Annotated in this window: 29 protein-coding genes; 22 read left to right on the top strand and 7 right to left on the bottom strand. The window is 66.6% G+C overall.

Translation table 11 applies throughout. The features are described 5' to 3' along the window. The first annotated feature begins 107 nt into the window (after positions 1 to 107). Genes CVO77_RS01455 through CVO77_RS01440 form a run of 4 tightly spaced genes read left to right on the top strand, consistent with a single transcriptional unit; the run spans position 108 to position 2,734 of the window. Positions 108 to 554 (top strand): MarR family winged helix-turn-helix transcriptional regulator, encoded by a 447-nt coding sequence (locus CVO77_RS01455; RefSeq protein WP_105997564.1) that lies wholly within the window; start codon positions 108 to 110, stop codon positions 552 to 554. After that, positions 547 to 831 carry an HPr-rel-A system PqqD family peptide chaperone gene (locus tag CVO77_RS01450; RefSeq protein WP_105997563.1) on the top strand — a complete coding sequence of 95 codons (285 nt, stop codon included), beginning with the start codon at positions 547 to 549 and terminating at the stop codon, positions 829 to 831. The genes CVO77_RS01455 and CVO77_RS01450 overlap by 8 nt, the downstream gene beginning before the upstream one ends. Further along, positions 828 to 1,706, top strand: a complete 879-nt coding sequence (locus CVO77_RS01445; RefSeq protein ID WP_105997562.1) for an HprK-related kinase A — start codon at positions 828 to 830, stop codon at positions 1,704 to 1,706. Before CVO77_RS01450 ends, CVO77_RS01445 begins: the two co-directional genes overlap by 4 nt. After that, complete coding sequence (locus CVO77_RS01440; protein ID WP_105997561.1) at positions 1,703 to 2,734, top strand: nucleotidyltransferase domain-containing protein; 1,032 nt, start codon at positions 1,703 to 1,705, stop codon at positions 2,732 to 2,734. Before CVO77_RS01445 ends, CVO77_RS01440 begins: the two co-directional genes overlap by 4 nt. Before the next feature lie 60 nt (positions 2,735 to 2,794). Here CVO77_RS01440 and CVO77_RS01435 read toward each other — a convergent pair whose 3' ends face one another. Continuing rightward, complete coding sequence (locus CVO77_RS01435) at positions 2,795 to 3,457, bottom strand: HAD-IA family hydrolase (RefSeq protein ID WP_105997560.1); 663 nt, start codon at positions 3,455 to 3,457, stop codon at positions 2,795 to 2,797. A gap of 60 nt (positions 3,458 to 3,517) precedes the next feature. Here CVO77_RS01435 and glmU point away from each other — a divergent pair, with 60 nt between their 5' ends. From glmU to CVO77_RS01400, 7 genes are read left to right on the top strand one after another with little or no spacing between them, the layout of a single operon-like run. Beyond that, complete coding sequence (gene glmU, locus CVO77_RS01430) at positions 3,518 to 4,885, top strand: bifunctional UDP-N-acetylglucosamine diphosphorylase/glucosamine-1-phosphate N-acetyltransferase GlmU (RefSeq protein WP_242446060.1); 1,368 nt, start codon at positions 3,518 to 3,520, stop codon at positions 4,883 to 4,885. After that, complete coding sequence (locus CVO77_RS01425) at positions 4,882 to 5,196, top strand: hypothetical protein (RefSeq protein WP_105997558.1); 315 nt, start codon at positions 4,882 to 4,884, stop codon at positions 5,194 to 5,196. Before glmU ends, CVO77_RS01425 begins: the two co-directional genes overlap by 4 nt. Before the next feature lies 1 nt (position 5,197). Further along, on the top strand, positions 5,198 to 5,662 hold the full coding sequence (locus CVO77_RS01420; RefSeq protein WP_105997557.1) for a GNAT family N-acetyltransferase: 465 nt from the start codon (positions 5,198 to 5,200) through the stop codon (positions 5,660 to 5,662). A gap of 30 nt (positions 5,663 to 5,692) precedes the next feature. Continuing rightward, the gene (locus tag CVO77_RS01415) at positions 5,693 to 5,917 is read left to right on the top strand and encodes a ribbon-helix-helix protein, CopG family (protein WP_105997556.1); all 225 of its coding nucleotides are present in this window, start codon (positions 5,693 to 5,695) and stop codon (positions 5,915 to 5,917) included. Beyond that, positions 5,914 to 6,282, top strand: a complete 369-nt coding sequence (locus tag CVO77_RS01410; protein ID WP_105997555.1) for a PIN domain-containing protein — start codon at positions 5,914 to 5,916, stop codon at positions 6,280 to 6,282. The genes CVO77_RS01415 and CVO77_RS01410 overlap by 4 nt, the downstream gene beginning before the upstream one ends. Positions 6,283 to 6,296: 14 nt before the next feature. After that, a complete protein-coding gene (gene glmS, locus CVO77_RS01405) occupies positions 6,297 to 8,120 on the top strand; it encodes a glutamine--fructose-6-phosphate transaminase (isomerizing) (protein ID WP_105997554.1) in 1,824 nt (607 codons plus the stop codon). 11 nt (positions 8,121 to 8,131) lie between these two features. Further along, positions 8,132 to 8,734 carry a hypothetical protein gene (locus tag CVO77_RS01400; protein ID WP_146130799.1) on the top strand — a complete coding sequence of 201 codons (603 nt, stop codon included), beginning with the start codon at positions 8,132 to 8,134 and terminating at the stop codon, positions 8,732 to 8,734. Between the two features lie 40 nt (positions 8,735 to 8,774). On the opposite strand, the gene CVO77_RS01395 is transcribed toward CVO77_RS01400, so the two are convergent. Next, positions 8,775 to 8,963 carry a hypothetical protein gene (locus tag CVO77_RS01395; protein WP_105997552.1) on the bottom strand — a complete coding sequence of 63 codons (189 nt, stop codon included), beginning with the start codon at positions 8,961 to 8,963 and terminating at the stop codon, positions 8,775 to 8,777. A 57-nt stretch (positions 8,964 to 9,020) separates the two neighbouring features. Between CVO77_RS01395 and CVO77_RS01390 the strand changes: the two genes are divergently transcribed. Further along, entirely contained in the window at positions 9,021 to 9,680 is a 660-nt protein-coding gene (locus CVO77_RS01390) for an HAD family hydrolase (protein WP_105997551.1), read from the top strand. A 235-nt stretch (positions 9,681 to 9,915) separates the two neighbouring features. Continuing rightward, complete coding sequence (locus tag CVO77_RS01385; RefSeq protein ID WP_105997550.1) at positions 9,916 to 11,487, top strand: winged helix-turn-helix domain-containing protein; 1,572 nt, start codon at positions 9,916 to 9,918, stop codon at positions 11,485 to 11,487. 21 nt (positions 11,488 to 11,508) lie between these two features. Here CVO77_RS01385 and CVO77_RS01380 read toward each other — a convergent pair whose 3' ends face one another. After that, positions 11,509 to 11,850: a hypothetical protein gene (locus tag CVO77_RS01380; protein WP_105997549.1), complete on the bottom strand. Its 342-nt coding sequence runs from the start codon at positions 11,848 to 11,850 to the stop codon at positions 11,509 to 11,511. Between the two features lie 22 nt (positions 11,851 to 11,872). Beyond that, a complete protein-coding gene (locus CVO77_RS01375) occupies positions 11,873 to 14,650 on the bottom strand; it encodes a YadA family autotransporter adhesin (protein ID WP_105997548.1) in 2,778 nt (925 codons plus the stop codon). Between the two features lie 323 nt (positions 14,651 to 14,973). Between CVO77_RS01375 and CVO77_RS01370 the strand changes: the two genes are divergently transcribed. After that, entirely contained in the window at positions 14,974 to 15,843 is an 870-nt protein-coding gene (locus CVO77_RS01370) for a dienelactone hydrolase family protein (protein WP_105997547.1), read from the top strand. Between the two features lie 105 nt (positions 15,844 to 15,948). Here the strand turns inward: CVO77_RS01370 and CVO77_RS01365 are convergent, their stop codons facing one another. Further along, positions 15,949 to 16,965, bottom strand: a complete 1,017-nt coding sequence (locus CVO77_RS01365; RefSeq protein WP_105997546.1) for an aldo/keto reductase — start codon at positions 16,963 to 16,965, stop codon at positions 15,949 to 15,951. A 74-nt stretch (positions 16,966 to 17,039) separates the two neighbouring features. Further along, positions 17,040 to 17,630 (bottom strand): LysE family translocator, encoded by a 591-nt coding sequence (locus CVO77_RS01360; protein WP_105997545.1) that lies wholly within the window; start codon positions 17,628 to 17,630, stop codon positions 17,040 to 17,042. A 72-nt stretch (positions 17,631 to 17,702) separates the two neighbouring features. Between CVO77_RS01360 and CVO77_RS01355 the strand changes: the two genes are divergently transcribed. From CVO77_RS01355 to queE, 8 genes are all read left to right on the top strand, one after another. Then, complete coding sequence (locus CVO77_RS01355) at positions 17,703 to 18,155, top strand: Lrp/AsnC family transcriptional regulator (RefSeq protein ID WP_192878852.1); 453 nt, start codon at positions 17,703 to 17,705, stop codon at positions 18,153 to 18,155. Between the two features lie 77 nt (positions 18,156 to 18,232). Then, positions 18,233 to 19,219 (top strand): LLM class flavin-dependent oxidoreductase, encoded by a 987-nt coding sequence (locus tag CVO77_RS01350; RefSeq protein WP_106000558.1) that lies wholly within the window; start codon positions 18,233 to 18,235, stop codon positions 19,217 to 19,219. Between the two features lie 105 nt (positions 19,220 to 19,324). Beyond that, the gene (locus CVO77_RS01345; protein WP_105997543.1) at positions 19,325 to 20,512 is read left to right on the top strand and encodes an aspartate aminotransferase family protein; all 1,188 of its coding nucleotides are present in this window, start codon (positions 19,325 to 19,327) and stop codon (positions 20,510 to 20,512) included. A 28-nt stretch (positions 20,513 to 20,540) separates the two neighbouring features. Beyond that, positions 20,541 to 21,467, top strand: coding sequence for an ornithine carbamoyltransferase (gene argF / locus CVO77_RS01340; protein ID WP_106000557.1), 927 nt, complete (start codon positions 20,541 to 20,543; stop codon positions 21,465 to 21,467). After that, positions 21,464 to 22,384 (top strand): Hsp33 family molecular chaperone HslO, encoded by a 921-nt coding sequence (gene hslO / locus CVO77_RS01335; protein WP_105997542.1) that lies wholly within the window; start codon positions 21,464 to 21,466, stop codon positions 22,382 to 22,384. Before argF ends, hslO begins: the two co-directional genes overlap by 4 nt. A gap of 138 nt (positions 22,385 to 22,522) precedes the next feature. After that, entirely contained in the window at positions 22,523 to 22,927 is a 405-nt protein-coding gene (locus tag CVO77_RS01330) for a DUF3617 domain-containing protein (RefSeq protein ID WP_242446059.1), read from the top strand. Positions 22,928 to 23,224: 297 nt separating this feature from the next. Then, positions 23,225 to 23,908, top strand: coding sequence for a 7-cyano-7-deazaguanine synthase QueC (gene queC / locus CVO77_RS01325; protein WP_105997540.1), 684 nt, complete (start codon positions 23,225 to 23,227; stop codon positions 23,906 to 23,908). A gap of 4 nt (positions 23,909 to 23,912) precedes the next feature. Continuing rightward, positions 23,913 to 24,545: a 7-carboxy-7-deazaguanine synthase gene (gene queE / locus CVO77_RS01320; protein WP_105997539.1), complete on the top strand. Its 633-nt coding sequence runs from the start codon at positions 23,913 to 23,915 to the stop codon at positions 24,543 to 24,545. 45 nt (positions 24,546 to 24,590) lie between these two features. Here queE and CVO77_RS01315 read toward each other — a convergent pair whose 3' ends face one another. After that, positions 24,591 to 24,923 carry a hypothetical protein gene (locus tag CVO77_RS01315; protein ID WP_105997538.1) on the bottom strand — a complete coding sequence of 111 codons (333 nt, stop codon included), beginning with the start codon at positions 24,921 to 24,923 and terminating at the stop codon, positions 24,591 to 24,593. Between the last annotated feature and the right edge of the window lie 4 nt (positions 24,924 to 24,927).

Raw genomic sequence — 24,927 nt, 5'->3', positions numbered from 1 at the left:
GATGGGCACCCGCCTTCGCGGGTGCACACAGCTTATTCACTCCGGGGCGATCCTGTTCTAGACGATAGGATGAGCATGCTGGCGATGGTGATGTTGGGGACAAGGAAATGGCCGCGAAGAAGCTGAATCTCGACAATTTTCTGCCCTATCGCCTGTCGATCGCGTCGAACACGCTGTCGAGCCGGATCGCCGACGAATATCAGCATCGCTTCGGGCTCAAGATTCCCGAATGGCGATTGATGGCGGTGCTCGGCGAGGGGCGGCCCAAGACGCAGCGCGAATTGGTCGCGGCGACGCGCATGGACAAGGTGACGGTGAACCGCGCGGCAAAGGCGCTCGCCGACCGGCACCTGATCGCGCGCCAGGCGCATGAGGCCGACGGGCGCTCGCACCATCTGGAACTGACCGAAACCGGCCGCTCGCTCTATGACGCCATCGTGCCCGCGGCGCTCGCCAGCGAGGCGCAGCTCGAATCGAATATCAGCGCCGCCGAGCGCGCGACGCTGATGGCGATTCTGGCCAAGCTGACCGCGGCAGCCGAAGATTATGGCTGACCGCGCCTATCGCGCGGCGGCGCCCGATGACCTGCGCAGCGAGGCGCTCGGCGCGCTGACCCTCCTCTTCGACCGCCGATCGATGCAGACGCATCTGGTGACCCAGCCGATGCCCGAAATATTGGCGGCGATGGCGGGCGATCGCTGCAATGCGGCGCTGGTCGCCGAACGGCTGGCGGCGGGTTTCGACCTGGGCGGCGGCGGCGATGATCCAAAGCCTCTCATCGCCGAGCGGCTGGCCGAACTCGCCGCGATGGGCCTGGTGACCGAAGCGTGAGGCACAGCACGCGCATCGCGGTCGGGCCGGTCCAGTTTCGCATCGGCAGCGACTGGCGCGCCCCGATCGCGGCGCTGGGTCGCCTCTACGCAGGCTATCCGCAGGACGAGGCGCGGCCCGCCGACGCGACGGTGCGGCTGTTCGCGGCGCGCCCGTGGCGGCGCTGGCTGCGCCCCTCGGTGCAGATCGGCGGCGATTTCGTCGTGCCCGACGCGCTGCCGCTGCCGCTCTCGATGGGATTGCTGGCGGCCGAGATGGGGATGAATTTGCAGGTCGCGCTCGGCTGGCGGCGGCATTTGCTGCTCCACGCGAGCGCGGTCGCGCGGGGCGGCCGCGCCGTCATCATGTCGGGCGAATCGGGGTCGGGAAAATCGACGCTGGCGGCGCTGCTCGGCGAGGGCGGGGATGGGGGCGAGTGGCGCCTGATGGGCGACGAATTCACGCTGATCGACCCGGTAAGCGGCGACGCGCTGGCGTTCCCGCGCGCGGTCAGCCTGAAGAATGCAGCGATCGCCGAGGTCGCCGCGCGGGTCGACGCCGCGCGGCTTGGCCCATTGCTCGCGGGAACGCCGAAGGGCGACATCCGCCACCTGATCCCGCGCGCCGACGCGATCACCGCGATGCACGAACCGGCGCGCCCGGCGCTGCTGCTCTTCCCGCGCTTCGGCGGCGCGGCGGCGATCGAGCCGATGGGCGAGGGCGAAGCCTTTGTGCGCCTGACCGAAGCGTCGACCAACTATGTCGCGCTTGGCGAGGCGGGGTTTGCGGCGCTGACCCGGCTGGTGCGCGAGATGCCGGCGTTCGGCATTTCCTATCCCGACAGCGCGAGCGGCATGGCGCTGGTCGAGCAATTGTTCGCCGAGGCCGTCCGGTGAGCGCGATCCACATCTTCGTCGACCTGCTCGCCGGGCGCCGCGAGGCCGCTTCGCTGGCGCCGCGCGAATGGGATGGCGTGATCACGGTCGCGCGGGCCGAGGCAATGCTGGCGACGCTCGCGCACTGGCTGAAGGATTCGGGGCTGCCACCGTCGGTCGCCGCGCTGTTCGCCGACCAGCGCGCGGCGGTGGCGGTCGCGCGGACGCAATCTTTGTGGGAAGCCGAAATGGCGCGTCGCGCGCTGGCGAGCGAGCGGATCGAATTCGTGCTGCTCAAGGGCACCGCCTATGCCGCCGCGGGGCTTTCCTGCGCCGAGGGGCGGCAGATCGGCGATCTCGATATCCTCGTCCTCGGCATCGATATCGGCCGCGCCGAGAATGAACTGCTCGAGGCGGGGTGGGAGTGGGTCAAGTCCGACCCCTATGACGACGCCTATTACCGCGAACATATGCACGAACTGCCGCCGCTGATCCACAAAGCGCGCGACCGCATGATCGACGTGCATCACACGATCCTGCCCCAAACCCATCGGGTCACTCCCGATCCGCTGGTCCTGATGGCCGAGGCCGTCGAAACGCCGACGGGCTTTCGCGTTTTGAGCCCGCCGGCGATGGCGTGCCACTGCGCCGCGCACCTGCTGGCCGACGGCGATTTGCAAGGGGGCCTGCGCAATCTGTGGGATTTCCACTGTCTGGTGGGCGACTTTCTGAAGGATGATCCGCAATTTCACCGGACCTTGCTGGACGAGGCTCGCCGCCATGGCTTGTCGGCCGTTGTCCGGCGCGCGCTGCGCCTGTCGAACCACCTCTACGGCACACCGCTCATCGCATATGAGGAACCGTTTCCGCTGCGCTACAAAGCCGAACGCGCCGACGATTTGTTCATCCAGCGCCTGCTCGCGCGCGACGATTGGGGGCGCCCGACGCATTTCGCGCTCCATCAGGCCTTTTATATCCGGTCGCACTGGCTGCGGATGCCGCCGCTGCTGCTGACGCGGCACCTGTGGACCAAGTGGCGCAAAGGCTGAGCGAGGGAGAGCATCATTGCTTCCCCCGGCCTTCGCCGGGGTCACAATGCGATCTTGGCGCTAAAGCCCCGCGAGCAGGGGCACCAGTTCGTCATAATGATCGATGACATGATCGCCGCCCAATTGCTCGGCGGGCCGATCGAGGAAGCCGAAGCGGACGATTATGCTGGTTACGCCGGCATTTTTCGCCGCCATGACGTCAAAGATGCTGTCGCCGACGAACGCGGTGCCGCCGCCGCCGCTCTGCGCGATCATCGCCAGGATCGGCTCGGCGGCGGGTTTGCGGACGGCAAGCGTGTCGCCGCCGATAATCGCGGCCATGCGGTCCGCGAGGCCGAGTTCGCCGAGCAGCTTGCGCGCCATGCCCTCGGCCTTGTTGGTCGCCACCGCGGTGCGGACCCCCAGCGCGTCGAGCCGGTCGAGCGCGGCGGTCAGGCCGGGAAAGGGGCGGCTGTGCACCGCGATATGCGCTTCATAATAGCGCAGCAGGTCGGGATAGAGCCGATCGACGACGCCTTCTTCCGCGCCGCCGGTCGCCAGCAGCCCCTGTTCGAGCATATGCCTTGCGCCGAGCCCGATCATCGGCCGCACCACGGCCTCGCTCAACGGTGCGCGGTCGATCAGGGCCAGCGCGTGATTGACCGCAGCGGTGAGGTCGGCGGCGGTGTCGACGAGCGTACCGTCGAGGTCGAAACCAACAATGCGGAAAGGGAAATCGCTCATGGCGCTCGGCATGGCGCGATGCTCTGGAAACCGCAATGATTTGCTGGCATGGCAGCGCGCATGAGCAAAGCCCCTCTTCCGCCGATCGCCGCCATCATCCTTGCCGCGGGCAAGGGCACCCGCATGAAGTCCGACCTCCACAAGGTGCTGCACCCGATCGGCGGGCGTCCGATGCTGCTGCATTTGATGGCGAGCGTCGATGCGCTGGCTCCGGCCGCCACCGTGGTGGTGGTCGGCGACAAGCGCGATCAGGTCGAGGCCGCGATCGCCGGGACCGGAGCGGTGACGGCGGTTCAGGAGCCGCAATTGGGGACGGCGCACGCGGCGCTTCAGGCGCGCGAGGCGCTCGCCGGGTTCGACGGCGTGCTTCTCGTTTGCTTCGGCGATTGTCCGATGCTCACCGCCGATACCGTGCGCCGGCTGTGCGCCGCGCTCGATTCGGGCGCCCGCGTCGCGGTGCTGGGGTTCCGTCCGGGTGATGCGGGCGCCTATGGGCGGATCATCGCCGACATCGACGGAACAGTCAGCAAGATGGTCGAATATAAGGACGCCAGCGCCGAAGAGCGCGCGGTCGATCTGTGCAATTCGGGGGTCATCGTCGCGGGCGCGTCCGACATGTGGCGCCTGCTGGGCGCGGTCGGTAATAACAATATGCAGGGCGAATATTATCTGCCCGACGTTGCGACCGGCGCGATTGCCGAGGGCGCGCGCGTCGCGGCGATCGAGACCGACGCCCACGAGGTCGCGGGCATCAACAGCCGCGCCGAACTCGCGGCCGCCGAGGCGCAATGGCAGGCGTTCAAGCGCGAGGAGGCGATGGCCGGGGGCGCGTCGCTGCGCGCACCCGACACGGTCTGGTTTTCCTGGGATACCGAGCTTGGCCGCGACGTGACGATCGAGCCGAATGTCTTTTTCGGTCCCGGCGTCAAGGTCGCCGATGGGGTGACGATCCGCGCCAACTGCCATATCGAGGGCGCGACGATCGGCGAAGGTTGCGAGGTCGGCCCCTTCGCGCGGCTCCGCCCCGGCACCGTGCTCGGCGAGAAAGCGAAGATCGGCAATTTCGTCGAAACCAAAAAAGCGGTGCTCGGCAAGGGCGCGAAGGCGAACCATCTGACCTATCTGGGCGACGTCAGCGTCGGCGCGGGCGCGAACATCGGCGCGGGGACGATCACCTGCAATTATGACGGCTATTTCAAATATCGGACCGAGATCGGCGAGAACGCCTTCATCGGATCGAACAGCGCGCTTGTCGCGCCGGTCAGGATCGGCCGCGACGCGATCGTCGGCGCGGGCAGCACGGTGACTGCCGATGTGACGGATGGCGAACTTCGCCTCGTCCGCGCCGAACAGTCGATGAAGCCCGGCTGGGCCGACCGCTTCCACGACGCGATGCGCAAGAAGAAGGCGGCGGAGAAAAAGGCATGAGCGACCGTTACGACGACAAGCCCTTCCTGCGCTACGTCGATGCCTGGGTGCTCGATGCGATCGGCCATCTCGACGAGCCGACGCGCGCCTATTGCGTCGCGATGGAGCCGACGCTGCGCCAGAGCCTGGGACTGACCGGAAGCTGGACCGCGATGGTCGCCACGCAGATGAAATTCCCGCCCGAGCTTGCCGCGCAGATCCGCAAGATCTGGGCGGATGGGAAAGGAAAGTTCGAGGCCGCCAATGGTCGCCCCGCCGACCCCGCGCAATTCGCCATGACCTTCATCGACCGCAATTTCGGGCGGAGCTGAGATGGCTGGCGGGATGATCGTCCGGCCCGTCCAGCGCGCCGACCATGACCGCTGGCTGCCGCTTTGGGACGGCTATAACGCCTTTTACGGCCGCGTCGGCGCGGCTGCGCTGGCGCCCGAGATCACGGCGGCGACATGGGAGCGCTTCTTCGATCCTTATGAGCCGATGGCCGCGCTGGTTGCCGAGCAGGGCGGAGCGCTCCTCGGCCTGACGCATTATCTGCTCCATCGCAGCACCACCGCCTTATTGCCCACACTCTATCTGCAGGATCTGTTCACGACGCCCGGCGCGCGCGGCAAGGGCGTCGGCCGGGCATTGATCGAGGCGGTTTATGACACGGCGCGCGCGCAGGGATTGTCGCGCGTCTATTGGCAGACCCACGAGACCAACGAGACCGCGATGAAACTCTATGACCGGATTGCCGAGAAGCCGGGCTTCCTCGTCTATCGAAAGCTGTTCGATTGACATGATATCATGATATGATATCAAAGTTCCATGCGTTTCCTCGCCGATATTCCCGATTCCGACATCGAATGGTTGGACGCACTGGCGCTCGATCAGGGTGTGTCGCGCGCCGAACTCGTGCGCCGCGCGGTTGCCTCCTTTCGCGCCGATGCGTCGGGTGATGCGATCGACAATGCGTTCGGCATCTGGAAGGGCCGCGACGATATCGGTGATGGCCTGAAATATCAGCAGCGCCTCAGGGGCAAGCGCGAATGATCGCCGCGCAGTTCGACAGCGACATATTGATCGACGCGCTCAACGGAGTCGAGGCAGCGCGAAGCGAAATCCGCCGTGCCGGTCGCAAGAGCGTCAGCCGCATAAGCTGGACCGAGGTGATGTCGGCGGCGGACCCCGAATCGGTGAAGGCGGTCGAAGCCTTTCTGGGCTGTTTCCAGGTCGAGGAGATCGGCGACGCCGTCGCGCGCCGCGCGGCGGCGCTGCGCGCCGAACGCAAGGGATTGACGCTCGCCGACGCTTTCGTACTGGCCACCGCACAGATCGGCGGCCGCATCCTCGTCACCCGCAATATCAAGGTGTTTCCGGCGTCGATGCCGGGTATTCGCATTCCTTACACGCTCTAACGAAAGCCAAATCCATGTGCGGAATTATCGGAATCATCGGCAAGGCCCAGGTGGCGGATCGGCTCGTCGAGGGCCTTCGGCGCATGGAGTATCGCGGCTATGATTCGGCGGGCGTCTGCACGATCGACGGCGGCCGACTCATCCGCCGCCGCGCCGAGGGGAAGCTCAATAATCTCGTCAAGGAACTCGCGGGCAATCCCGCGCCGGGCATTGTCGGCATCGCGCACACGCGCTGGGCGACGCATGGCGCGCCGACGACGAGTAACGCGCACCCGCACGCGACCGACGAAATCGCGCTCGTCCACAACGGGATCATCGAGAATTTCAAGCCGCTGCGCGAAGCGCTGACCGCGCGCGGCCGCCGTTTCGAGAGCGATACCGATACCGAGGTCGTCGCCCATCTGGTGAGCGAACAGGTCGAGGCAGGCCAGTCGCCCGAAGATGCGGTGAAGGCCGTGCTGCCGCAACTTCGCGGCGCCTTTGCGCTGGCGATCGCCTTTCGCCAGCACCCCGACCTGCTGATCGGCGCGCGCCTCGGCTCGCCGCTCGTCGTCGGCTATGGCGAGGGCGAAACCTATCTCGGCTCCGACGCGCTCGCGCTCGCGCCGCTGACGCAAAAGATCGCCTATCTTGATGAAGGCGACTGGGTCGTCATCACGCAGGACGGCGCGCAGATTTTCGATAGCGAAAACAATCCAGCGGAGCGTGAGGTTACGACGTCTGGCGTAACCGCCGCGGCGGTCGAGAAGGGCAATTACCGCCATTTCATGCAAAAGGAGATTTTCGAGCAGCCGACGGTGGTCGCGCAGACGCTCTCCTCCTACATCCGCCCGCTCGAACAGACGGTCGCCCTTCCCCAGATGGATTTCGACCTGTCGAAGATCGAGCGCATCACGATCGTTGCCTGCGGCACCAGCTTCTACGCCGGGATGGTCGCCAAATATTGGTTCGAAACCTTCGCGCGCGTTCCGGTCGATATCGATGTCGCGTCGGAGTTCCGCTATCGCGACCCGGTGCTCCAGCCCGGCGGGCTGGCGCTCTTCATCTCGCAGTCGGGCGAGACCGCCGACACGCTGGCGGCGCTGCGCCATTGCAAGGCGAACGGACAGACGATCGCGGTCGTCGTCAACGTGCCGACGAGCAGCATGGCGCGCGAGGCCGATTTGCTGCTCCCGACCCACGCGGGGCCGGAGATCGGCGTCGCCTCGACCAAGGCCTTCACCTGCCAACTCGCGGTGCTCGCCGCGCTCGCCGCGCATCTCGCGCTCAAAAAGGGCAAGCTCAACGCTGGTGAAGAGCGCGAAATCGTCCGGCATCTGATCGAGGCGCCCGCCGCGCTCAACGCCGCGCTCGCACATGACGAGGAAATATCGAAGATGGCGCACCTCGTCGCTCCGGCGCGCGACGTCCTCTACCTTGGCCGCGGCCCCGACTATCCGCTCGCGCTCGAAGGCGCGCTGAAACTAAAGGAAATCAGTTATATCCATGCCGAAGGTTATGCGTCGGGTGAAATGAAGCACGGCCCGATCGCGCTGATCGACGAGGCCGTCCCGGTCATCGTTCTCGCGCCCTCGGGCCCGCTGTTCGAAAAGACCGTCAGCAATATGCAGGAAGTCATGGCGCGCGGCGGCAAGGTCGTGCTGATCAGCGACGCCGAAGGCCTGGCCGAAGCCGGCGACGGCTGCATGGCGACGATCGAAATGCCCAAAGTCCACCCGCTGATCGCGCCGCTCGTCTATGCGGTGCCGGTGCAGTTGCTCGCCTATCATGTCGCGGTCGCGAAGGGCACCGACGTCGACCAGCCGCGCAATCTGGCGAAGTCGGTGACGGTGGAGTGAGCGAAAGCAAGATGCTCGACGCCGATCATTTTGTCGCGCATTTCAGGCAACCCGGCGAGCCCATGGCGAGAGGCAATTTCCTTTCTCGAATATTCGGAATATTTTCAGAAGAGATTGTCCGTATCTGGTGCCGCGATGATCGCAGTCCCTATGAAAATCTGGGAAGGCCAACTCTCCATTATGAGGGCAAGCCGTACACGCTGGACTTTTTGTTCCGATCGCGCGCGACAGATCGGGTTTTCGTCGTGGAGCAAAAATGCGAAATCGCGTTTGAAAACTACCGATATCTGACGCTCTCGGACGTTGCCCAATTGGCCCATCATAAAAAGGCCGCGTTCGCTGGTTTTCTTGCGGCTGCGTATGAGCGAACGCGGCCTCCCATATTCCATCGTCGCGAGCCGATCGAGACCGACGGGGCGATCCTGATCTGGGGCGCGCTCGATCGCCAGAATGTCCGAACCATTCAGGAAGCGACCGGACTGTCCGACATCATCTCTTTGTCGGACGTGATCCAGGATTTGCGGACCTGGCGGTCCGACGAATATCTGCAGTTGGTGGAAGATAGGCGACAATGGAGCGCCGGGCTGTTCGCCTATTTGAGCGAGGAGGCTTGAATCCGGGAACCAAGCATCCGCGCCGCGCCGTCGAAGCTCTTCACCCCGCGGCATTCGCCTGCGCCAGAATCGACGCCGCGATGTCCTCGATCTTGCCCGCGACCAGCAGCGGCGCGCCGCCGACCATGCCGACCTGGGTCTGGTCATTTTCATAGTCGCGGAGCCAGGCGACATTCTCGGCGACGACCAGATAATTGCCGCCGCGCGACCTGAGCTCGATGAATTTCATGGGTGTCTCCTGTTCGTCGAGGCTCTAGGCGGGAAGTATGAAGATTGTAGGATTCGCATGAGATTCGCCGCGATCATCTTCGATTTCGACGGCGTCATCGCCGACAGCGAGGTGCGCGCGAACCAGTCGCTTGCCGAGAGCCTGACTGCGGCGGGCATGCCGACGACCTATGACGAGTGCCTGCGCGATTATTACGGGCATAATTGGCAGGAAACCCAGCGGCGGATCGAGGCGCGCTTCGGCCGATCGCTGCCCGCCGATTTTCGCGAGCGTCACCGCGAGCGGGCGCGGGCACGCTTCATGGATGGGTTCGACGCGGTGCCCGGTGCTGCCGCTTTTCTCGATGCGCTCGGGCCGATGCCGCGCGCGATCGCTTCGTCGAGCCGTGCGGAATATATCGACTGGGCGCTCGGTCTGTTCGGGCTTGGCCATCATTTCGGCGAGCATGTCTACAGCGCCGACGGCTGGGACCGCGGCAAGCCGCATCCCGACATCTATCTCGCCGCCGCAAACGGGCTGGCGATCGATCCGGCACGCTGTCTCGCGATCGAGGATTCGCCGATCGGCGCCCAGGCGGCTCTTGCGGCGGGAATGACCGTCGTCGGCTTTTGCGGCGCGGGCCATATCGTCGATCGCGCCGCGCATGGGGCGATGCTGCGCGGCGTCGGGGTGCATCATGTGGCGCATAGTTATGACGAGGTTCTTCGCCACGCCTGATGTCGGCACCCGTTACCGGCGCGACCTATCGGATATCACGGCCGCCCACGAGCATGGAGGCGGAGGCAGCGCGTGCGGAGGAGCCTCAGAATCCGGATCGGTGAGGGGGCTTCGGCGCGGCCGCGCGCATCGACGTTGCCGCTGAGCGGCGCCCGCCATCTGGTGCCCGCAAGCGAGGCTCGACGTCCGGGCCGAGGTCCGATAGATTTGGGCCAAGCCTGAACCGGGAGGGAGCATGGGTTCCGTGGAGCGGGTCGACCTGGCACGCCAGGCCGACGTCATCATTGGCAGGTTGTCGGTGTCGCCGGCGCGGCGCGAACTGACACGCGATGACGGCGTGCGCGAGGTGCTGGAGCATCGGGTGATGCAGGTATTGATCGCACTCCACCGGGCCGATGGCGGTATCGTGACGCGCGATGAACTGACCCGGTCGTGCTGGGAAGGGCGGATCGTCGGTGACGATGCCATCAACCGCGTCATCTCCCGCCTTCGCAAGGTTGCGGATGGCATCGGCGCGGGCAGCTTTGCGATCGAGACGATCACCAAGATCGGCTATCGGCTTGCTAGCAGCGGGTTCGAGGCCGCTTCGCCGGCGTCGGAGGCGGGGGATGCGGCGCTATCGCCCGCTTTGCGTCCGACGCGGCGCGGATTCGCATTGGGCGGCGCGGCGCTGGGCGTGACCGCGCTGGCCGGGGGCGGCGCGTGGCTTTATCGGCGCGCCGCCCGCCCTGCCGTTCCGCCCGAGGTCGAACGATTGATGGGGCGGGGCTGGACAATGATGCTTCAGGGCAACCGCGATGCGCAGATCGAGGCCGCCGGGCTGTTCCGGCGCGCGGTCGAACTGGCGCCCGATTATGCCGACGGCTGGGGCTCCCTGGGTTTCGTCTATGCCTATTCGTCGCATTATTATCCCGCCGCGGAGCGCGAGGCGCGCCGCGATCGCGCCCGGGCCGCCGCGACGCGCGCGCTCGCCATCGATCGTGGCAATGGCATGGGCCGGGCAGCGCTGGCCTTCGCCCAGCCATGGCGCGGCCATTGGCTGGAGATCGAGCGCACGTTGCGGGCCGCCGGGCGCGATCATCCGGAGGACGACCTGTTCCGCACCACGCTCGGCTATATATTGGGCATGGTCGGCCGATTTGCGGAGGCTGCGCAGATCCTGGACCGCATGGGCGGAAGCAAGGGGGAGCGGACGCTGGAGCCGGGCGAATATTATTATCTGATCGAAAGTCTGTGGGCCGCAGGCCGGCTGGAAGATGCGGACCGGCGCATCGCGGAGGCGACCGCCCTCTACCCGACGGAACCCAATATGTTCTTCCTGCGCTACCAAATCTGGCTGTTCAGCGGCCGCGCCGGTGCCGCCGCCGCGCTGATCGCGAACCGTTCGGGCCGTCCGACCGGGATCGATCAAGGGGATTGGGACCGTCTCGGCCGGATCGCGCACCTGTTCGAGAGCCCCGCGCCGGACGAAGTCGCGCGTTTCGCAGCGGATGAGATGGAGCGGGCGCGGACCGGAAACGGCGTGGCGGGGAGTGTGTTGGAAAATTTCGCCGAGCTCGGGCTGATCGACGAAGCCTTTGCGCTCGCGGACGCCCTTTTCTTTGGACGCGGTTTCACGGTGCCGGATCAGGACGCTCCAGGTGCGCCTTATTATCATGCGCTCGAGGATCGCGAGACGTCGATCCTGTTCGCCCCGTCGACCCGGGCGCTGCGCGCCGATCCGCGCTTCAATCGCCTGGTCGAGCAACTGGGGCTCGAACGCTATTGGCGCGCGGCGGGCGTGCAGCCCGATTACCGGCGCACCTGACGCGATCGCCGGGCGGGTGCATCAGCGGACCTCGATGGCTTCGGCGACCTTGTCGATGCTCATCGCGCCGCGGTCGAAGGTGTGGAAGCTGCCGTCGGCGAGAGTCAGCAGCGCTCGCTTGTGAAAAAGGCTGCGCGTGACCTCGACATCGCGGATGTCGGCCTTGGCGATCTCCAGCCAGCCGCTCGCCGCCGTATTGGTGAGCATGCCGCCAAGGCTCGCGTCGTCGGAGGCGTCGTAGATCAGCCGGCGGTCGGTCACGGTGAGCTTGCCGTTGAATCTGCCGCCATAGGGAGGCAGGTAGAACAGGGTCCAGGCTCCGATCTCGGTTTCGCCGGGGTCCAGATCGATCTTTTTCGTCATCTTCGCTTTCTTTCGTTATGCGTTACCAGCCGAAGGTGATGCCGGCACGGCCGCCGGTGGAGCCATGCACGGTGGACCCGGCAAAGCCGCCGGAGACCCAGACATGATCGGTGATCCGCGCCACGACCGCGCCGGAAAAGCCCTGTTGGCCGCGATAGGTGGCGAGGTTGAAGGAGATCGCGAGGGTGGTATCGGGCGGCATCACCGTGCCGCCCATCGCCATCGCCGCCGCGATCCCGCCATTGGCGCGCCGAAAGCCCCGGTCCAGCGCCGTGTCGAGCGCCGAAACCCGCCCTTCCAGCGCATCGAGCCGGCCGCCGACATTGGTGAGTGCGCCCACGTCGAGGTCGAGCGTCGAGAGATTGCCCGCAAGATCGGTGGTGACAAGGCTGACCGCGCCCTCCTGCGCCGCTCGGCTGGCGTCGGAGGAGATTCCGGCCAGCGTGTAGGTGGAGCGCGCCGCGCCCAGCGCGATCTGGTCGGGCCGCGTCGCTTCGGCGTCGGGACCGATCGCGACCGCCCCGGCCACGCTCGCCGTCGCCCCGTTGCCGAGCGCGATCGCACCGTCGCCGATGGCGCGGTTGGCGTTGCCGAGAGCGACTGCGCCGATGCCGGCGGCGCTATTGTCCTCGCCGATCGCGACCGCGCCGGTTCCGGCGGCGCTATTGGGATCGCCGATCGCCACGGCGCCATTGCCCGAGGCGACATTGCCATAGCCGATCGACACCGCGCGGCCGTCGGACGCGCTGACATCCGTGCCGATCGCGACCGCATCGTCGCTGGCCGCGCTGGCGGCGGCGCCGATCGCGATCGCATCGACGCCGGCAGCGTCGGCGAGCGCGCCGCTGCCGTTCACGGCGACATAGTCGGTCCGCGCGAGCGCCTGATCGGCGGTCGCCTGCGCACCCGCAGCCTCGACCCGCGCGGTATCGGCCGTGCCCTGCGCGGTGGCGGCGTCGGCGAGCGCGCTGTTCGCGGTCGTTTGCGCGGTCCCGGCTTCGACGCGGGCCGTGTCGGCGGTGCCCTGCGCCGTCGCGACCTTCGCCAGCGCCGAGTCGGCGGCCGTCTGCGCGGTCGCCGCATCGACGCGCGCGGCGCCGGCGGTGGCCCCGGCTGCGTCCGCGGTGGACTGGGCCGTGGCCGCATTGGTCAGCGCCGTATCGGCGGCGGACTGCGCTGTCTGGATCGCCGCCGTATTTGCCTGGCCGACGGCGAAGGCCTGATCGGCGGTCGCCTGCGCCCCTGCGGCCTCGACCCGTGCGGTATCGGCCGTGCCTTGAGCGGTAGCGGCGTCAGCGAGCGCGTTGTCGGCCGTGCTCTGCGCGGTGGCGGCGTTGGCCAGCGCCGAGCCAGCCGTGCCCTGGGCGGCATCCGCCGCCGTCTGCGCGGTCGCCGCATTGGCGAGGGCGGTGTTCGCGGTGGTCTGGGCCGTGTCCGCTGTCGTCTGCGCGACCCCGGCCTCGGCGCGGGCGGTGTCGGCCGTGACCTGCGCAGTCATGGCTTGGGTCAGTGCCGAATCAGCGGCGCCCTGCGCCGCGTCCGCCGCCGTTTGCGCGGTCGCGGCATTGGCGAGTGCGGCGTTGGCGGTCGTCTGCGCTGTGTCTGCCGTCGTCTGCGCCGTCGCGGCATTGGCAAGCGCCGCGTTGGCGGTCGTCGCGACGGCGTCGAGTTGATCGAGATTCACCGCGTCGGTAGCTTGGGTGCCTGCGGCGACGTTGACCATCTGCCGTTCGGCGCCGACACGGCCGACCGAGACGGTTCCTGCCCGATCGGCCAGCGACTGGGCGCCGAGCGCGATACTGTCATCGGCCGATGCGATCGCGGCGGCGCCGAGCGCGGTGGCGTGCTGGCCGCCCGCCGAGGCACTGGCGAGGCTGCCGCCAGAAAGCGGAAGGGCGCCGCCAATCACCACGGAACTCGCCCCCTGCGCCTCGCTGAGGCTGCCGAGGCTGACGCTGTAATCGCCGCCGGCCCGCGCGAACGGGCCGATCGCGGCGGTATAGATTCCGCTGGCATGGCTCGCCGGTCCGATCGCGATCGCATAGCTGCCGCTGGCATTGCTGGTCGAACCGAGCGCAGTGCCGGAATCGGACGAGGCCGTGGCGGCGGAGCCGAGCGCGGTGCTCGATTCGCCACTTGCCGCTGCGAAGCTGCCGATGGCGATCGCGCCAGCATTGCCGCTCGCTTCGCTCTGCGTACCCATCGCGATCGTGTTGCCGTTGCTGGCGGTGCTCGACAGGCCGATCGCGAGGCTCTGGAAGCCGTCGGCGACGGCGTTCTCACCCAGCGCCATGGCCGAAAACCCGGTCGCCGAGGCGGGCGTGCCGCCGAAGGAAGAGGCGAAATAGGGGTTTGCGCCGGCCGAAACCATCGCGAGCGCCGCATTGAGCTGACCGAGGTTGACCGCGTCGGTCACCCCGGTGCCGGTGCCGACATTGACGATGCGGCGCTCCGCCCCCACCGCGCCGACCGAGACCGTGTCGTCCTGATCGGCGACCGATCCCGCGCCGAGCGCAACGGCGTTGACTGCCGAAGCATTGGTGCCGCGGCCGAGCGCCGTGCTGCGCTCGCCGGTGGCTTCGCTGGACGCGCCGACGGCGGTGCTTTGCGTGCCGCTGGCCGTAGCGTCGACCCCGCATTCGGTGGAGCCGGGCGTATCGTCCGCATTCCCGGGGATTCCGTCCAAGCCGGTGTTGACGTTGCAGTCCGCGGTCGGATCCGCCCGGGCGGGGGCGGCGAAGGTCAGCGCCGCGGCGAGTGCGAGCGGGGCTGCGGCGGTCATCAGGGTGGCGATACGCATCTGTCGGGTCTCCCTTTACCGGCCGACGGAGCGCCGCCGACCGGCATCGGGGATGGCCGCGCCGCCGTCGGAGCGGGAGGATGAGGAACTGATGCGGTGCCGATTTTTAGCCGATGAATCCCTGATTCCCCTCGTATGATCGCCCCGACAGGCCTTTCCTATTATCGGCGGCCGTGCTTAGCTGTGCGTGTAACCATCGGCTCCGCGCCTGCGATTTCAGTGTGAAGTTGCGCAGTTTTCCGCGCCTTTCGTCGAATCGCTTTTCGCGGCCGCAGCCTTTGGCACTCCGGCGCGTATCGGCGTCGGGGAAGAGGAGAAAGCCTATGTGCGACGATATCACCGAAGCCGACCTCGACCGCGCGGGCGTTCCCGTCCGGCGCCGCGAATTCGGGGCCTTGGTCGGCGCGGGCGCAATAGCCTCGATGCTTCCTGTCGCGGCCTGCGCCGCCGGGACGGTCAAGGGGCGCGATGTGACGATCACCACCGCCGACGGCACCGTCGATGCCTATTTCGTCGCGCCGACCGAGGGTCGGCATCCCGGCGTGCTGATGTGGCCCGACATTCGCGGCCTGCGCCCGGCGTTCCGGCAGATGGCCGACCGGCTGGCGGAGGGCGGCTATGCGGTGCTGTGCGTGAACCCCTTCTATCGCTGGCAGAAATCGCCGGTGGTCGACGCCGCGAACGATTTCAACGATCCCCCGGTGCGCGAAAAGCTGTTCGGCTATCTCAAGCAGCTCGATCGCACGCTGGTGCAGACCGACGCGAAGGCGCATCTCGCCTTTCTCGATGCGCAGGCCGAGGTCGATACCGCGAAGGGCCTTGCTACTGCCGGCTATTGCATGGGCGGGCCGATGGTCATCTATACCGCCGCGCTCGACCCGGCGCGCGTGAAGGCCGCGGCCAGCTTTCACGGCGCATCGGTCGGCACCGACAAGCCCGACAGCCCGCACCTGCTGATTCCGGGGACGCAAGCGGGATATCTGTTCGCGATCGCCGACAATGACGACCAGCAGAATCCCGAGGAAAAGACCCGGCTGAACGCCGTCCTCGACCCGCGTCCGCAATGGCACGAGGTCGAGGTTTACAAGGGCGCGATGCACGGCTGGTGCCCGCCCGACAGCCGCGCCTATAATGAAGCGGCGGCGGAAAAGGCGTGGGGACGGATGCTCGAATTGTTCAAGGCAGCTTTGTAGTCAAAAGGACTTGTGCTCCCGCGAAGGCGGGAACCCTTCTCCCGCCGGTTCCATCTTGCACGGGCCGGAGATGGGCCCCTGCCTGCGCAGGGACACGGAATGCGCTCACCCCATCGGGTAGAGGATGTCCTTGCCGACCTTGTGCAGCGCCTTCATCAGGTCGTCGCCAAGCACCAGCTCCCTTGCCGCGAGGATCGGTTCGACCTGGTCATAGGCGCTGACCCCGACGATCGTCGAGGCGACGAAATCATGCTGTTTCGACCAGGCGGTCGCCATCGTCACCGGGTGCAACCCGGCCTCGGCGGCGAGTTTCAGATAGCGCTCGGTCGCGGCGAGGCTGCGCTCGTTGACGAAGCGGCGCCCCATCGCCGCCTGGCGTCCCTCCATCTTGAGATAGCGTGAGAATCGCGCGCCTTCGGGTGTCTCTCCACCCTGATATTTTCCCGTCAGCACGCCGCCGGCGAGGGGTGAATAGGGGATCAGGCTGACGCCTTCCTGGCGGCACACCTGCGCCAGTTCATCCTCGAACCGGCGGTTGTTGAGGCTGAAATTATTTTGGATCGTGTGGTAGCGCGCGCCGCCCAGCCGGTCCGACGCGGCGAGCGATTTCATCAGCCCCCAACTCGTCTCGTTCGAGCAGCCGAGGATGCGCACCTTGCCCTCGCGGACCAGTTCGTCGAGCGCGTCCATGACCTCGTCATAGGGCGCATCCGGGTCGGGCCAGTGCGTCTGGTAGAGGTCGACATAGTCGGTCTGCAGCCGCGTCAGGCTACCCTCGATCGCGCGGCGGATATGGTGGCGGTCGAGCGCGGTCGTGCCGCCGCGGCACGGCGACTTGAACCACAAATGGCTCGGCCCCGACACCTTGGTCGCGAGGATGATCGCGTCGCGGTTCTTGGTCTTCAGCCAGCGGCCGACAATCTCTTCGGTGCGGCCGACCCACTCGATGTCGGGCGGTACCGGATAGCCCTCGGCGGTGTCGTAGAAATCAATTCCCTCGTCGAAACAGCGGTCGAGGATGCGAAGAGCCTCGGCCTCGGCAACCTGGCTGCCGAAGGTCATCGTCCCCATGCAGATGTCGGAGACGTGGATGGCGCTTTTCCCGAGGCGGCGGCTTGGCATGGCTGATCTTCTCCCGGTCGGATGAGGGTGGTCGCCGCCGTGCATAGGTTGCAGATCGCAACCTTGCAATCGGATCAGATCAGCAACGCGAGCGACCCGACGAGCAGCGCCGCCATCGTCCAGTTGAACGCGCGCAGCCGCGCCGGGCTCGACAGCCAGCCGCGCAGCGACACACCCATCACCGCCCACAGGCTGGTCGAGGGGAGGTTGATGATCCCGAAGATCACCGCGACGAGCAGGACGGCGGCCAGATTGCGATTGGGCGCATAAAGCGCGATCGCGGTCAGCGCCATCGACCAGGCCTTGGGGTTGACCCACTGGAACAGCATCGCCTGGAAAAAGCTCATCGGCTTGCTGCGCGGCCTGTCGCCATCGCTCGGCGCGCCGGCATTGGCGATCTTCCACGCCAGCCAAAGCAGATAGACGACGCTCACGACCTTGAGCAGCATATTGAGGAGGGGAAACAGGTCGAACAATCCCATCAGCCCGACGCCGACGAGGATGATCATCAAGGTGAAGCCGATCCCGACACCGAGCGCGTGCGGGACAGTGCGGCGGAGGCCGAAATTGGCGCCCGACGCCATCAGCATCATATTATTCGGTCCCGGCGTGATCGACGAGACGAGCGCGAAGGCGAAGAGCGCGGCGAAGGTGGTTTGTTCCATCGGCGCAATATAGTGGCCTTATTGCATCGTGGATTGCAAATTTGGGTCTAAATTTGGTATATTGCACAATCTATGAGCAAAATGGATGCTATCGACCGCAATATATTGCAGGAGTTGTCGCGCGACGGGCGAATCTCCAATCTCGAATTGGCCGAGCGTGTCGGCCTGTCGCCGTCGGCGTGCCTGCGCCGGGTGCAGGAGCTTGAACGCAGCAGGGTGATCAGGGGCTATCGCGCGGTGATCGATCCGGCGAAGCGCGGCCTGACCTTCCTTGCCTATGTGACTGTCGGCCTGTCGTCGCATAGCAAGGCGTCGCAAGCGGGTTTCGAGGCCGCGATGGCCGAGGCGCCCGAGGTACGCGAATGTCATAATCTGACCGGCGCGATCGAATATCTGCTGCGGGTCGAGACGCGCGATCTGGCCGCCTACAAGCATTTCCACACCGAAGTGCTGGGCGTGCTGCCGCAGGTGCATTCGATCACCACCTATGTGCTGATGGACTCGCCGAAGGACGAACGGGCTTGATAATCCATCGCCCCCGCGACGGCGGGAGCGACGATGGCTTCTTGAACCGCGGCCCCCGCCACCGCATATCGGCCCGCATGTTGAAACTCTCCTTCCTCGACCTCGTGCCCGTGACCGATACCGGCACGATCGCGCAGTCGCTTGCCAACGCCGCCGACCTTGCGCGTCATGCCGAAGCGCTCGGTTATGAACGCTATTGGGTGGCCGAGCATCACGGCATGGCCGGCATCGCCAGCGCCGCGACCTCGGTCGTGCTCGCGCATGTCGGGCAGGCGACGTCGCGCATTCGCATTGGGGCGGGCGGGATCATGCTGCCGAATCACGCGCCGATGGTGATCGCCGAACAGTTCGGCACGCTGGAGGCGCTGTTTCCCGGCCGCGTCGACCTTGGCCTCGGCCGGGCGCCCGGATCGGACGGCGTCGTCGCGCGGGCGCTGCGCCGCAACCTGGCGAGCGACGAACGGCAGTTTCCGCAGGATGTCGTCGAGTTGCAGGCGTTTCTCGCGGGCGACGACCGCCTCGGCATCCGCGCGGTGCCGGGCGAGGGCAGCAAGGTTCCGCTGTGGATTTTGGGGTCGAGCCTGTTCGGCGCGCAACTCGCCGCGATGCTCGGGCTGCCTTACGCCTTTGCCAGCCACTTTGCGCCCGATGCGCTCGACGAAGCGCTCGCTCTCTATCGCCGCCAGTTCAAGCCATCGGAGCAGCTTGCCGAACCCTATGCCGCCGCCGCGTTCAACGTCTTCGCCGCCGATACGCGCGACGAGGCCGAGTTTCTCGCTTCGTCGCAGCAGCAGGCGTTCGTCGCGCTGCGCACCGGCAATCCGGGCAAGATGAAGCCGCCGCTCACGGGCTACAAGGACAGCCTGCCGCCCAATGCGCGCGCGATTCTCGACCATGTGCTGCAATGCTCGGCGGTCGGCACGGTCGATGACATCGCGGCGGGCCTCAAGGCATTTCAGGCGCGCACCGGCGCCGATGAAATCATCGTCGCCTCGTCGATGTACGATCATGGCGCGCGCAAACATTCGGTCGCACTCGCGATCGAAGCGGCGAAGTCCCTCTAAGCCCCGTGTTGACGCGGCTCCGGCCGCGGCGGTATAGGGGCGGCCCGAGCGGGGCGGCCCATTGGAGGTCGCCTTTTTCATTGCTTTTCCTGAAAGGTGCCTGACATGTCGATCACGCCGCTGATGCCCGTTTACCCCCGGTGCGGTGTGCGTCCGGTGCGAGGCGAGGGCGCCTGGCTGATCGGCGAGCGCGGTGAGCGCTATCTCGACTTCGCGAGCGGCATCGCGGTCAATCTGCTCGGCCACGGCCATCCGCATCTGACCAAGGCGATTGCCGAGCAGGCCGCGACCTTGATCCATGTGTCGAACCTCTATGGCAGTCCGCAGGGTGAGGCTTTCGCGCAGCGGCTCGTCGACAATACGTTCGCCGACACGGTGTTCTTCACCAACTCGGGCGCTGAAGCGGTCGAATGCGCGATCAAGACCGCGCGCGCCTATCATTCGAGCGCGGGCAACGCCCACAAGCATACGCTGATCACGTTCAACAACGCCTTCCACGGCCGCACCCTCGGCACGATTTCGGCGACGAACCAGGAAAAGCTGCGCAAGGGTTTCGACCCGCTGCTTCCCGGCTTCGCCTATGCGCCGTTCGACGACCTCAACGCGGCGCTCGATCTTGTCGATGACAGCACGGCGGGCTTTCTCGTCGAGCCGGTGCAGGGCGAGGGCGGGATTCGTCCCGCGTCGCAGCCGTTCCTTCAGGGCCTGCGCGACATCTGCAACGAGCGGGACCTGATGCTGGTGTTCGACGAGGTTCAGTGCGGCGTCGCGCGCACCGGCTCGCTCTATGCTTATGAGCAATACGGCCTCGCACCCGACATTCTCGCAAGCGCCAAGGGGATCGGCGGCGGCTTTCCGATGGGCGCCTGCCTTGCGACCGAAAAAGCGGCGCGCGGCATGACCATCGGCACCCATGGTTCGACCTATGGCGGCAATCCGCTGGCGATGGCGGCGGGGCAGGCGGTGTTCGACGTCATTCTCGAGGACGGCTTTCTCGAACAGGTCCAGGCGACCGGCGAGCGGCTGCGCGGGGCGCTAGAGCAACTCATTCCCAATCACGATCATCTGTTCGAGAGCGTCCGCGGCCTGGGTCTGATGCTCGGCATCAAGATGAAGTCCGACAGCCGTGCCTTTGTCGCGCATCTGCGCGACAATCACGGGCTGCTGACGGTGGCGGCGGGCGACAATGTCATCCGCATCCTGCCGCCGCTCAACATCGAGCAGGGCCATATCGACGAATGTATCGAAAAATTGTCGGCGGGCGCGGCGAACTATACGCCGCCCCAGGCCTGAGGGTTCGGTCCGTGGTGGACGGAGGGGCCTGATGCCGAATTTCCTGAACCTGTCCGACGCGGGCGGCGATGCGGTCGCGGCGATGATCGCCGATGCGATCGACCGCAAGGCGGCGCGCGTTGGCTGGCCAAAGGCCCGGCCCGACGCCGACAAGCCGCTCGCCGACCATGTGCTGGCGATGGTGTTCGAGAAGAATTCGACGCGCACGCGCTGCTCGTTCGACATCGCAATCCGCCAATTGGGCGGCGTGCCGATGATCCTCGACGCCGGCACCAGCCAGCTCGGCCGCGGCGAGTCGATCGCCGACACCGCGCGCGTCCTCTCGCGCTACGCCGATGCGATCATGATCCGCACCGACGATCATGGGAAGATCGAGGAACTGGCCGAATATGCGAGCATCCCGGTCATCAACGGGCTGACCGACCTGTCGCATCCGTGCCAGATCGTCGCCGACCTGCTGACGATCGTCGAAAGCGGCAAGGCGCTGCCGGGGCTTGAGCTTGCCTGGCTCGGCGACGGCAATAATGTCCTTGCCTCGCTGATCGAGGCCGCGGGGCTGTTCGGTTTCAACGTCCGCGCGGGCGTGCCGCAGGGGTATGAACCCGACGCGCGCTTCGTCGAGGCCGCGCGCGCGAAAGGCGCCCGCATCGACATCGTCCGCGACGCGCGCGAGGCGGTGGCCGGCGCCGACCTGGTGGTCACCGACACCTGGGTGTCGATGGGACAGGATCATGCGCACAACAAGGTCGCGGCGATGGCGCCCTATCAGGTCGACGAGCGGCTGATGGACGGGGCGAAGAGCGATGCGCTGTTCCTCCATTGCCTGCCCGCGCATCGCGGCGAGGAAGTCGTCGACGCGGTGATCGACGGTCCGCGGTCGCGCGTCTGGGACGAGGCCGAGAACCGCGTTCACGCGCAGAAATCGGTGTTGCTCTGGGCGCTCGGCAAATTGTGAGCGCGACGCAGGAAACCTGGTTCGACCAGCCGTTGGTCTTCACGATCGCCGACCGCCATGTGCGCGGGCGGCTGATCCGCCTGGGGCCGGTGCTGGGCACGGTCATGGCGGCGCACAGCTATCCGCCGGTCGCCGAAAAACTGCTCGCCGAGGCGCTGGTGCTGACCGCCTTGCTCGGCTCGACGCTGAAGGGCGAGGACGGCCAGTTGACGTTGCAGGCGCAGACCGGCGGCGGACCGATCGAACTGCTCGTCTGCGATTACAAGGACGGCGAGCTGCGCGGCTATCTGAAGTTCGATGCCGAGCGGCTGGCCGAGGTGGGGGCCGACCCCACGCTGTTCGCGCTGTTCGGCGAGGGTTTTCTCGCCATCACCTTCGACCAGGCGAGCGCCGAGCGCTATCAGGGTATTGTTCCGCTCGAAGGCGCGTCGATCGGCGAGGCCGCCGAACATTATTTCGAGCAGTCGGAACAGATTCCGAGCCTGATCAAGATCGCCGCGCGGCACGATGCCGAGGCGGGATGCGTCGCGGGCGGCCTGCTGCTCCAGCATCTGCCCGAGGGCGAGGTCGGGCGCGACCGCCTGCATGTCCGCCACGACCATCCCGAATGGGCGCATGCGCGCACGATCGCCGAGACGTTACGGGACGCCGAACTGACCGACCCCGCGACGTCGCTCGAGACGCTGGCGTGGCGGCTGTTCCACGAGGATGAGGTGCGGGTTGAACGCGGCCGCTTCGTCTCGCGCGGTTGCCGGTGCAGCATCGATTATTTTGCCGGCGTGCTGTCGAAATTCCCCGAAGGTGAGCGCCGCGAGATGGCCGACGAGGCCGGACTGGTCAATGTCGACTGCGCCTTTTGCTCGCGCATCTTCCCCATCTCGCTCGACGAGATCGCCGCCCATGGCGGATCGGCATAGCGCGACCATCCGCGCCATTCGGACGGTGAAACGAGGCAAATCAGCGCCAAGCGGTTGAAATCCATCGCCCGCCTTGCTACCTCTCCCTCCATGGGGTCGCATTCCCGTCCAAATATGGACGCCCAGATGGAAGGAAAAATGGCGATCTTCTCCCCTCTCTTCAGGACGTCACTCGCGGCGCTCGGCCTTGCCGCGGCGACCGCGGTCCCGGCGCAGGCGCCGTCGCTCGCGATGCTCGACCGGCTCGAAAAGGGTAGCTGGCAATTGCGCGAGCGCGGCAAGGATGTGGTGCTGCAGACCATGTGTCTGGGCGATGCCCGGCGCATGATCCAGATCGAACATCCGCGCTCGAACTGCTCGCGCTATATCATCGAGGACAAGCCGAACTCGGTGACGGTCCACTATACCTGTCCGGGCGCGGGACATGGCCGCACGACGATTCGCAGCGAAACCAACCGGCTCGTTCAGATCGACACGCAGGGGATCGCCGAAGGCCGCCCCTTCTCGCAGGCGATCGAGGCGCGCCGCACCGGCGGCTGCTGAACGGCCGCGCGCCGGTAACGGCCTGTTAACCACGCGCTGCTAATCGGGAGGGGCGACACACCGATGTGTGTCCTTCTCCCTAACGGCTTCATGCCGAACTGGGCCGTGCTGCAACCGCCGCGCGGCCCATTTCTTTTTTGCTCCCCTCCCGCAAGCGGGAGGGGTCGGGGGTGGGCCAGCAGCCTTGGCGCGTGCCCACCCCGCTGCGACATAGCGAGCAAGCTCGCAAGTCTCGCTGCCCCTCCCGCAAGCGGGAGGGGAGTTGCGCGCCCGTCCCGACGCCCCTATCTGGCGCCGATGCAGCAATTATCCGGAAAAACGGTGATCGTCCTCCTGTCGGGCGGACTCGACTCGATGGTCTGTGCGGGGCTGGCCCGCGAGGCCGGCGCGCGCATCGTCGCGCTCACGGTCGATTATAACCAGCGCCACCGCGTCGAACTGGAATCGGCGGCGCGGATCGCCGACCATATAGGCGCGGCCGAACATATCGTCCTGCCGCTCGACCTCCGCCGCTTCGGCGGATCGGCGCTGACCGCCGATATCGACGTGCCCAAGGACGGGGTGGGCAGCGATGTGCCGATCACCTATGTCCCCGCGCGCAACCTGATCTTCCTGTCGCTGACGCTCGGGCTGGCCGAGGCGCGGCAGGCGCAGGACATCATGATCGGCGTCAACGCGCTCGACTATTCGGGCTATCCCGACTGCCGCCCCGATTTTATCGCGGGCTTCGAAGCGCTGGCGACGCTGGCGACGCGCGACGGCGATCGGGGCGTCGCCTTTCGCATCCACGCCCCGCTCCAGCACATGACCAAAGCCGATATCGCGGCCGAAGCGGCGCGACTCGGCATGGACGCGGGGATGAGCTGGTCGTGCTATGACCCGACCCCCGAGGGTCTGCATTGCGGCGCCTGCGACAGTTGTCGGCTGCGCAGCAAGGGTTTCGCCGAAGCGGGACTTGCCGACCCGACGCGCTACGCCTGATGCCATGACCTACGCCGTCAAAGAGATTTTCCTGACCCTGCAAGGCGAAGGGGCGCAGGCGGGCCGCCGCGCGGTTTTCTGCCGCTTTGCGGGCTGCAATTTGTGGACGGGGCGCGAGCAGGATCGCGGCAAGGCGATCTGTCAATTTTGCGATACCGATTTCGTCGGCACCGATGGTACGCTCGGCGGTAAATATGCCGATGCCGCGGCGCTCGCGCGGGTGATCGGCGCATGCTGGGGCGAAGGGCGCGCCGACCGCTATGTCGTGCTGACCGGCGGCGAGCCGATGTTGCAGGTCGATGCCCCGTTGATCGACGCCTTGCATGCGGAAGGCTTCACGATCGCAATCGAAACCAACGGCACCCATAACGTGCCGCGCAGCATCGACTGGATCTGCGTCAGCCCCAAGGCCGGTAGCCAGCTCGTTCAGCAGAGCGGCGACGAATTGAAGCTCGTCTGGCCGCAGCCGGGCAGCGACGTCGCGGCGCTCGCCGACCTTGATTTCGCGCACCGGCTGATCCAGCCGCTCGACGATCCCAACGCGGCGGCGAATGTCCAGGCGTGCATCGACCTGGTGATGGCCGACCCGCGCTGGCGCCTGTCCTTGCAGACGCATAAATCGCTGGGGTTGCGCTAACGTCGTCATTGCTTCGCTTCGCTCGCAAGGACGAGTTGTGAGCGGTTATTCGGTCTTTTTCGCCGCGCTGTCGGCGGTCACGGCCTTTTTCGCCACCGGCGCCTCGACGGCATCGGGATTGCCCGGCGCGACCTCGTCGCCTTGCGCCGCCGTATCGGTCGCGGGCTTGGCGCTGTCCTTCTTGGTGCCGTCGTCGGGGACGCTGTTGTCGATCGCCGTCCCGTCGCCCGCTGCATTGTCGAGGATGATCATCGAATCGCTGATCGAGCCGGGCTGAACCTCGACCGCATCGAGCTTGGCGGTCGATTTGCCCGATGGCTCGTTGCCGCAGGCGGCGAGGGTGAGCAGGAGGAGCGAGCTGAGGATGATCCGCGTCATGGCG

The organism is Sphingopyxis lindanitolerans, from assembly GCF_002993885.1.
Classification (GTDB): Bacteria; Pseudomonadota; Alphaproteobacteria; order Sphingomonadales; family Sphingomonadaceae; genus Sphingopyxis; species Sphingopyxis lindanitolerans.
This window is presented reverse-complemented; position numbering and strand designations above follow the sequence as displayed.

Bases quoted from the DNA above. Each gene is read 5' to 3' on its own strand.
- CVO77_RS01455 (WP_105997564.1), top strand. From the start codon at position 108: ATGGCCGCGAAGAAGCTGAATCTCGACAATTTTCTGCCCTATCGCCTG.
- CVO77_RS01450 (WP_105997563.1), top strand. From the start codon at position 547: ATGGCTGACCGCGCCTATCGCGCGGCGGCGCCCGATGACCTGCGCAGC.
- CVO77_RS01435 (WP_105997560.1), bottom strand. From the start codon at position 3,457: ATGAGCGATTTCCCTTTCCGCATTGTTGGTTTCGACCTCGACGGTACG.
- glmU (WP_242446060.1), top strand. From the start codon at position 3,518: ATGAGCAAAGCCCCTCTTCCGCCGATCGCCGCCATCATCCTTGCCGCG.
- CVO77_RS01425 (WP_105997558.1), top strand. From the start codon at position 4,882: ATGAGCGACCGTTACGACGACAAGCCCTTCCTGCGCTACGTCGATGCC.
- CVO77_RS01420 (WP_105997557.1), top strand. From the start codon at position 5,198: ATGGCTGGCGGGATGATCGTCCGGCCCGTCCAGCGCGCCGACCATGAC.
- CVO77_RS01415 (WP_105997556.1), top strand. From the start codon at position 5,693: ATGCGTTTCCTCGCCGATATTCCCGATTCCGACATCGAATGGTTGGAC.
- CVO77_RS01410 (WP_105997555.1), top strand. From the start codon at position 5,914: ATGATCGCCGCGCAGTTCGACAGCGACATATTGATCGACGCGCTCAAC.
- glmS (WP_105997554.1), top strand. From the start codon at position 6,297: ATGTGCGGAATTATCGGAATCATCGGCAAGGCCCAGGTGGCGGATCGG.
- CVO77_RS01400 (WP_146130799.1), top strand. From the start codon at position 8,132: ATGCTCGACGCCGATCATTTTGTCGCGCATTTCAGGCAACCCGGCGAG.
- CVO77_RS01395 (WP_105997552.1), bottom strand. From the start codon at position 8,963: ATGAAATTCATCGAGCTCAGGTCGCGCGGCGGCAATTATCTGGTCGTC.
- CVO77_RS01390 (WP_105997551.1), top strand. From the start codon at position 9,021: ATGAGATTCGCCGCGATCATCTTCGATTTCGACGGCGTCATCGCCGAC.
- CVO77_RS01385 (WP_105997550.1), top strand. From the start codon at position 9,916: ATGGGTTCCGTGGAGCGGGTCGACCTGGCACGCCAGGCCGACGTCATC.
- CVO77_RS01380 (WP_105997549.1), bottom strand. From the start codon at position 11,850: ATGACGAAAAAGATCGATCTGGACCCCGGCGAAACCGAGATCGGAGCC.
- CVO77_RS01375 (WP_105997548.1), bottom strand. From the start codon at position 14,650: ATGCGTATCGCCACCCTGATGACCGCCGCAGCCCCGCTCGCACTCGCC.
- CVO77_RS01370 (WP_105997547.1), top strand. From the start codon at position 14,974: ATGTGCGACGATATCACCGAAGCCGACCTCGACCGCGCGGGCGTTCCC.
- CVO77_RS01365 (WP_105997546.1), bottom strand. From the start codon at position 16,965: ATGCCAAGCCGCCGCCTCGGGAAAAGCGCCATCCACGTCTCCGACATC.
- CVO77_RS01360 (WP_105997545.1), bottom strand. From the start codon at position 17,630: ATGGAACAAACCACCTTCGCCGCGCTCTTCGCCTTCGCGCTCGTCTCG.
- CVO77_RS01355 (WP_192878852.1), top strand. From the start codon at position 17,703: ATGAGCAAAATGGATGCTATCGACCGCAATATATTGCAGGAGTTGTCG.
- CVO77_RS01350 (WP_106000558.1), top strand. From the start codon at position 18,233: ATGTTGAAACTCTCCTTCCTCGACCTCGTGCCCGTGACCGATACCGGC.
- CVO77_RS01345 (WP_105997543.1), top strand. From the start codon at position 19,325: ATGTCGATCACGCCGCTGATGCCCGTTTACCCCCGGTGCGGTGTGCGT.
- CVO77_RS01330 (WP_242446059.1), top strand. From the start codon at position 22,523: ATGGCGATCTTCTCCCCTCTCTTCAGGACGTCACTCGCGGCGCTCGGC.
- queC (WP_105997540.1), top strand. From the start codon at position 23,225: ATGCAGCAATTATCCGGAAAAACGGTGATCGTCCTCCTGTCGGGCGGA.
- queE (WP_105997539.1), top strand. From the start codon at position 23,913: ATGACCTACGCCGTCAAAGAGATTTTCCTGACCCTGCAAGGCGAAGGG.
- CVO77_RS01315 (WP_105997538.1), bottom strand. From the start codon at position 24,923: ATGACGCGGATCATCCTCAGCTCGCTCCTCCTGCTCACCCTCGCCGCC.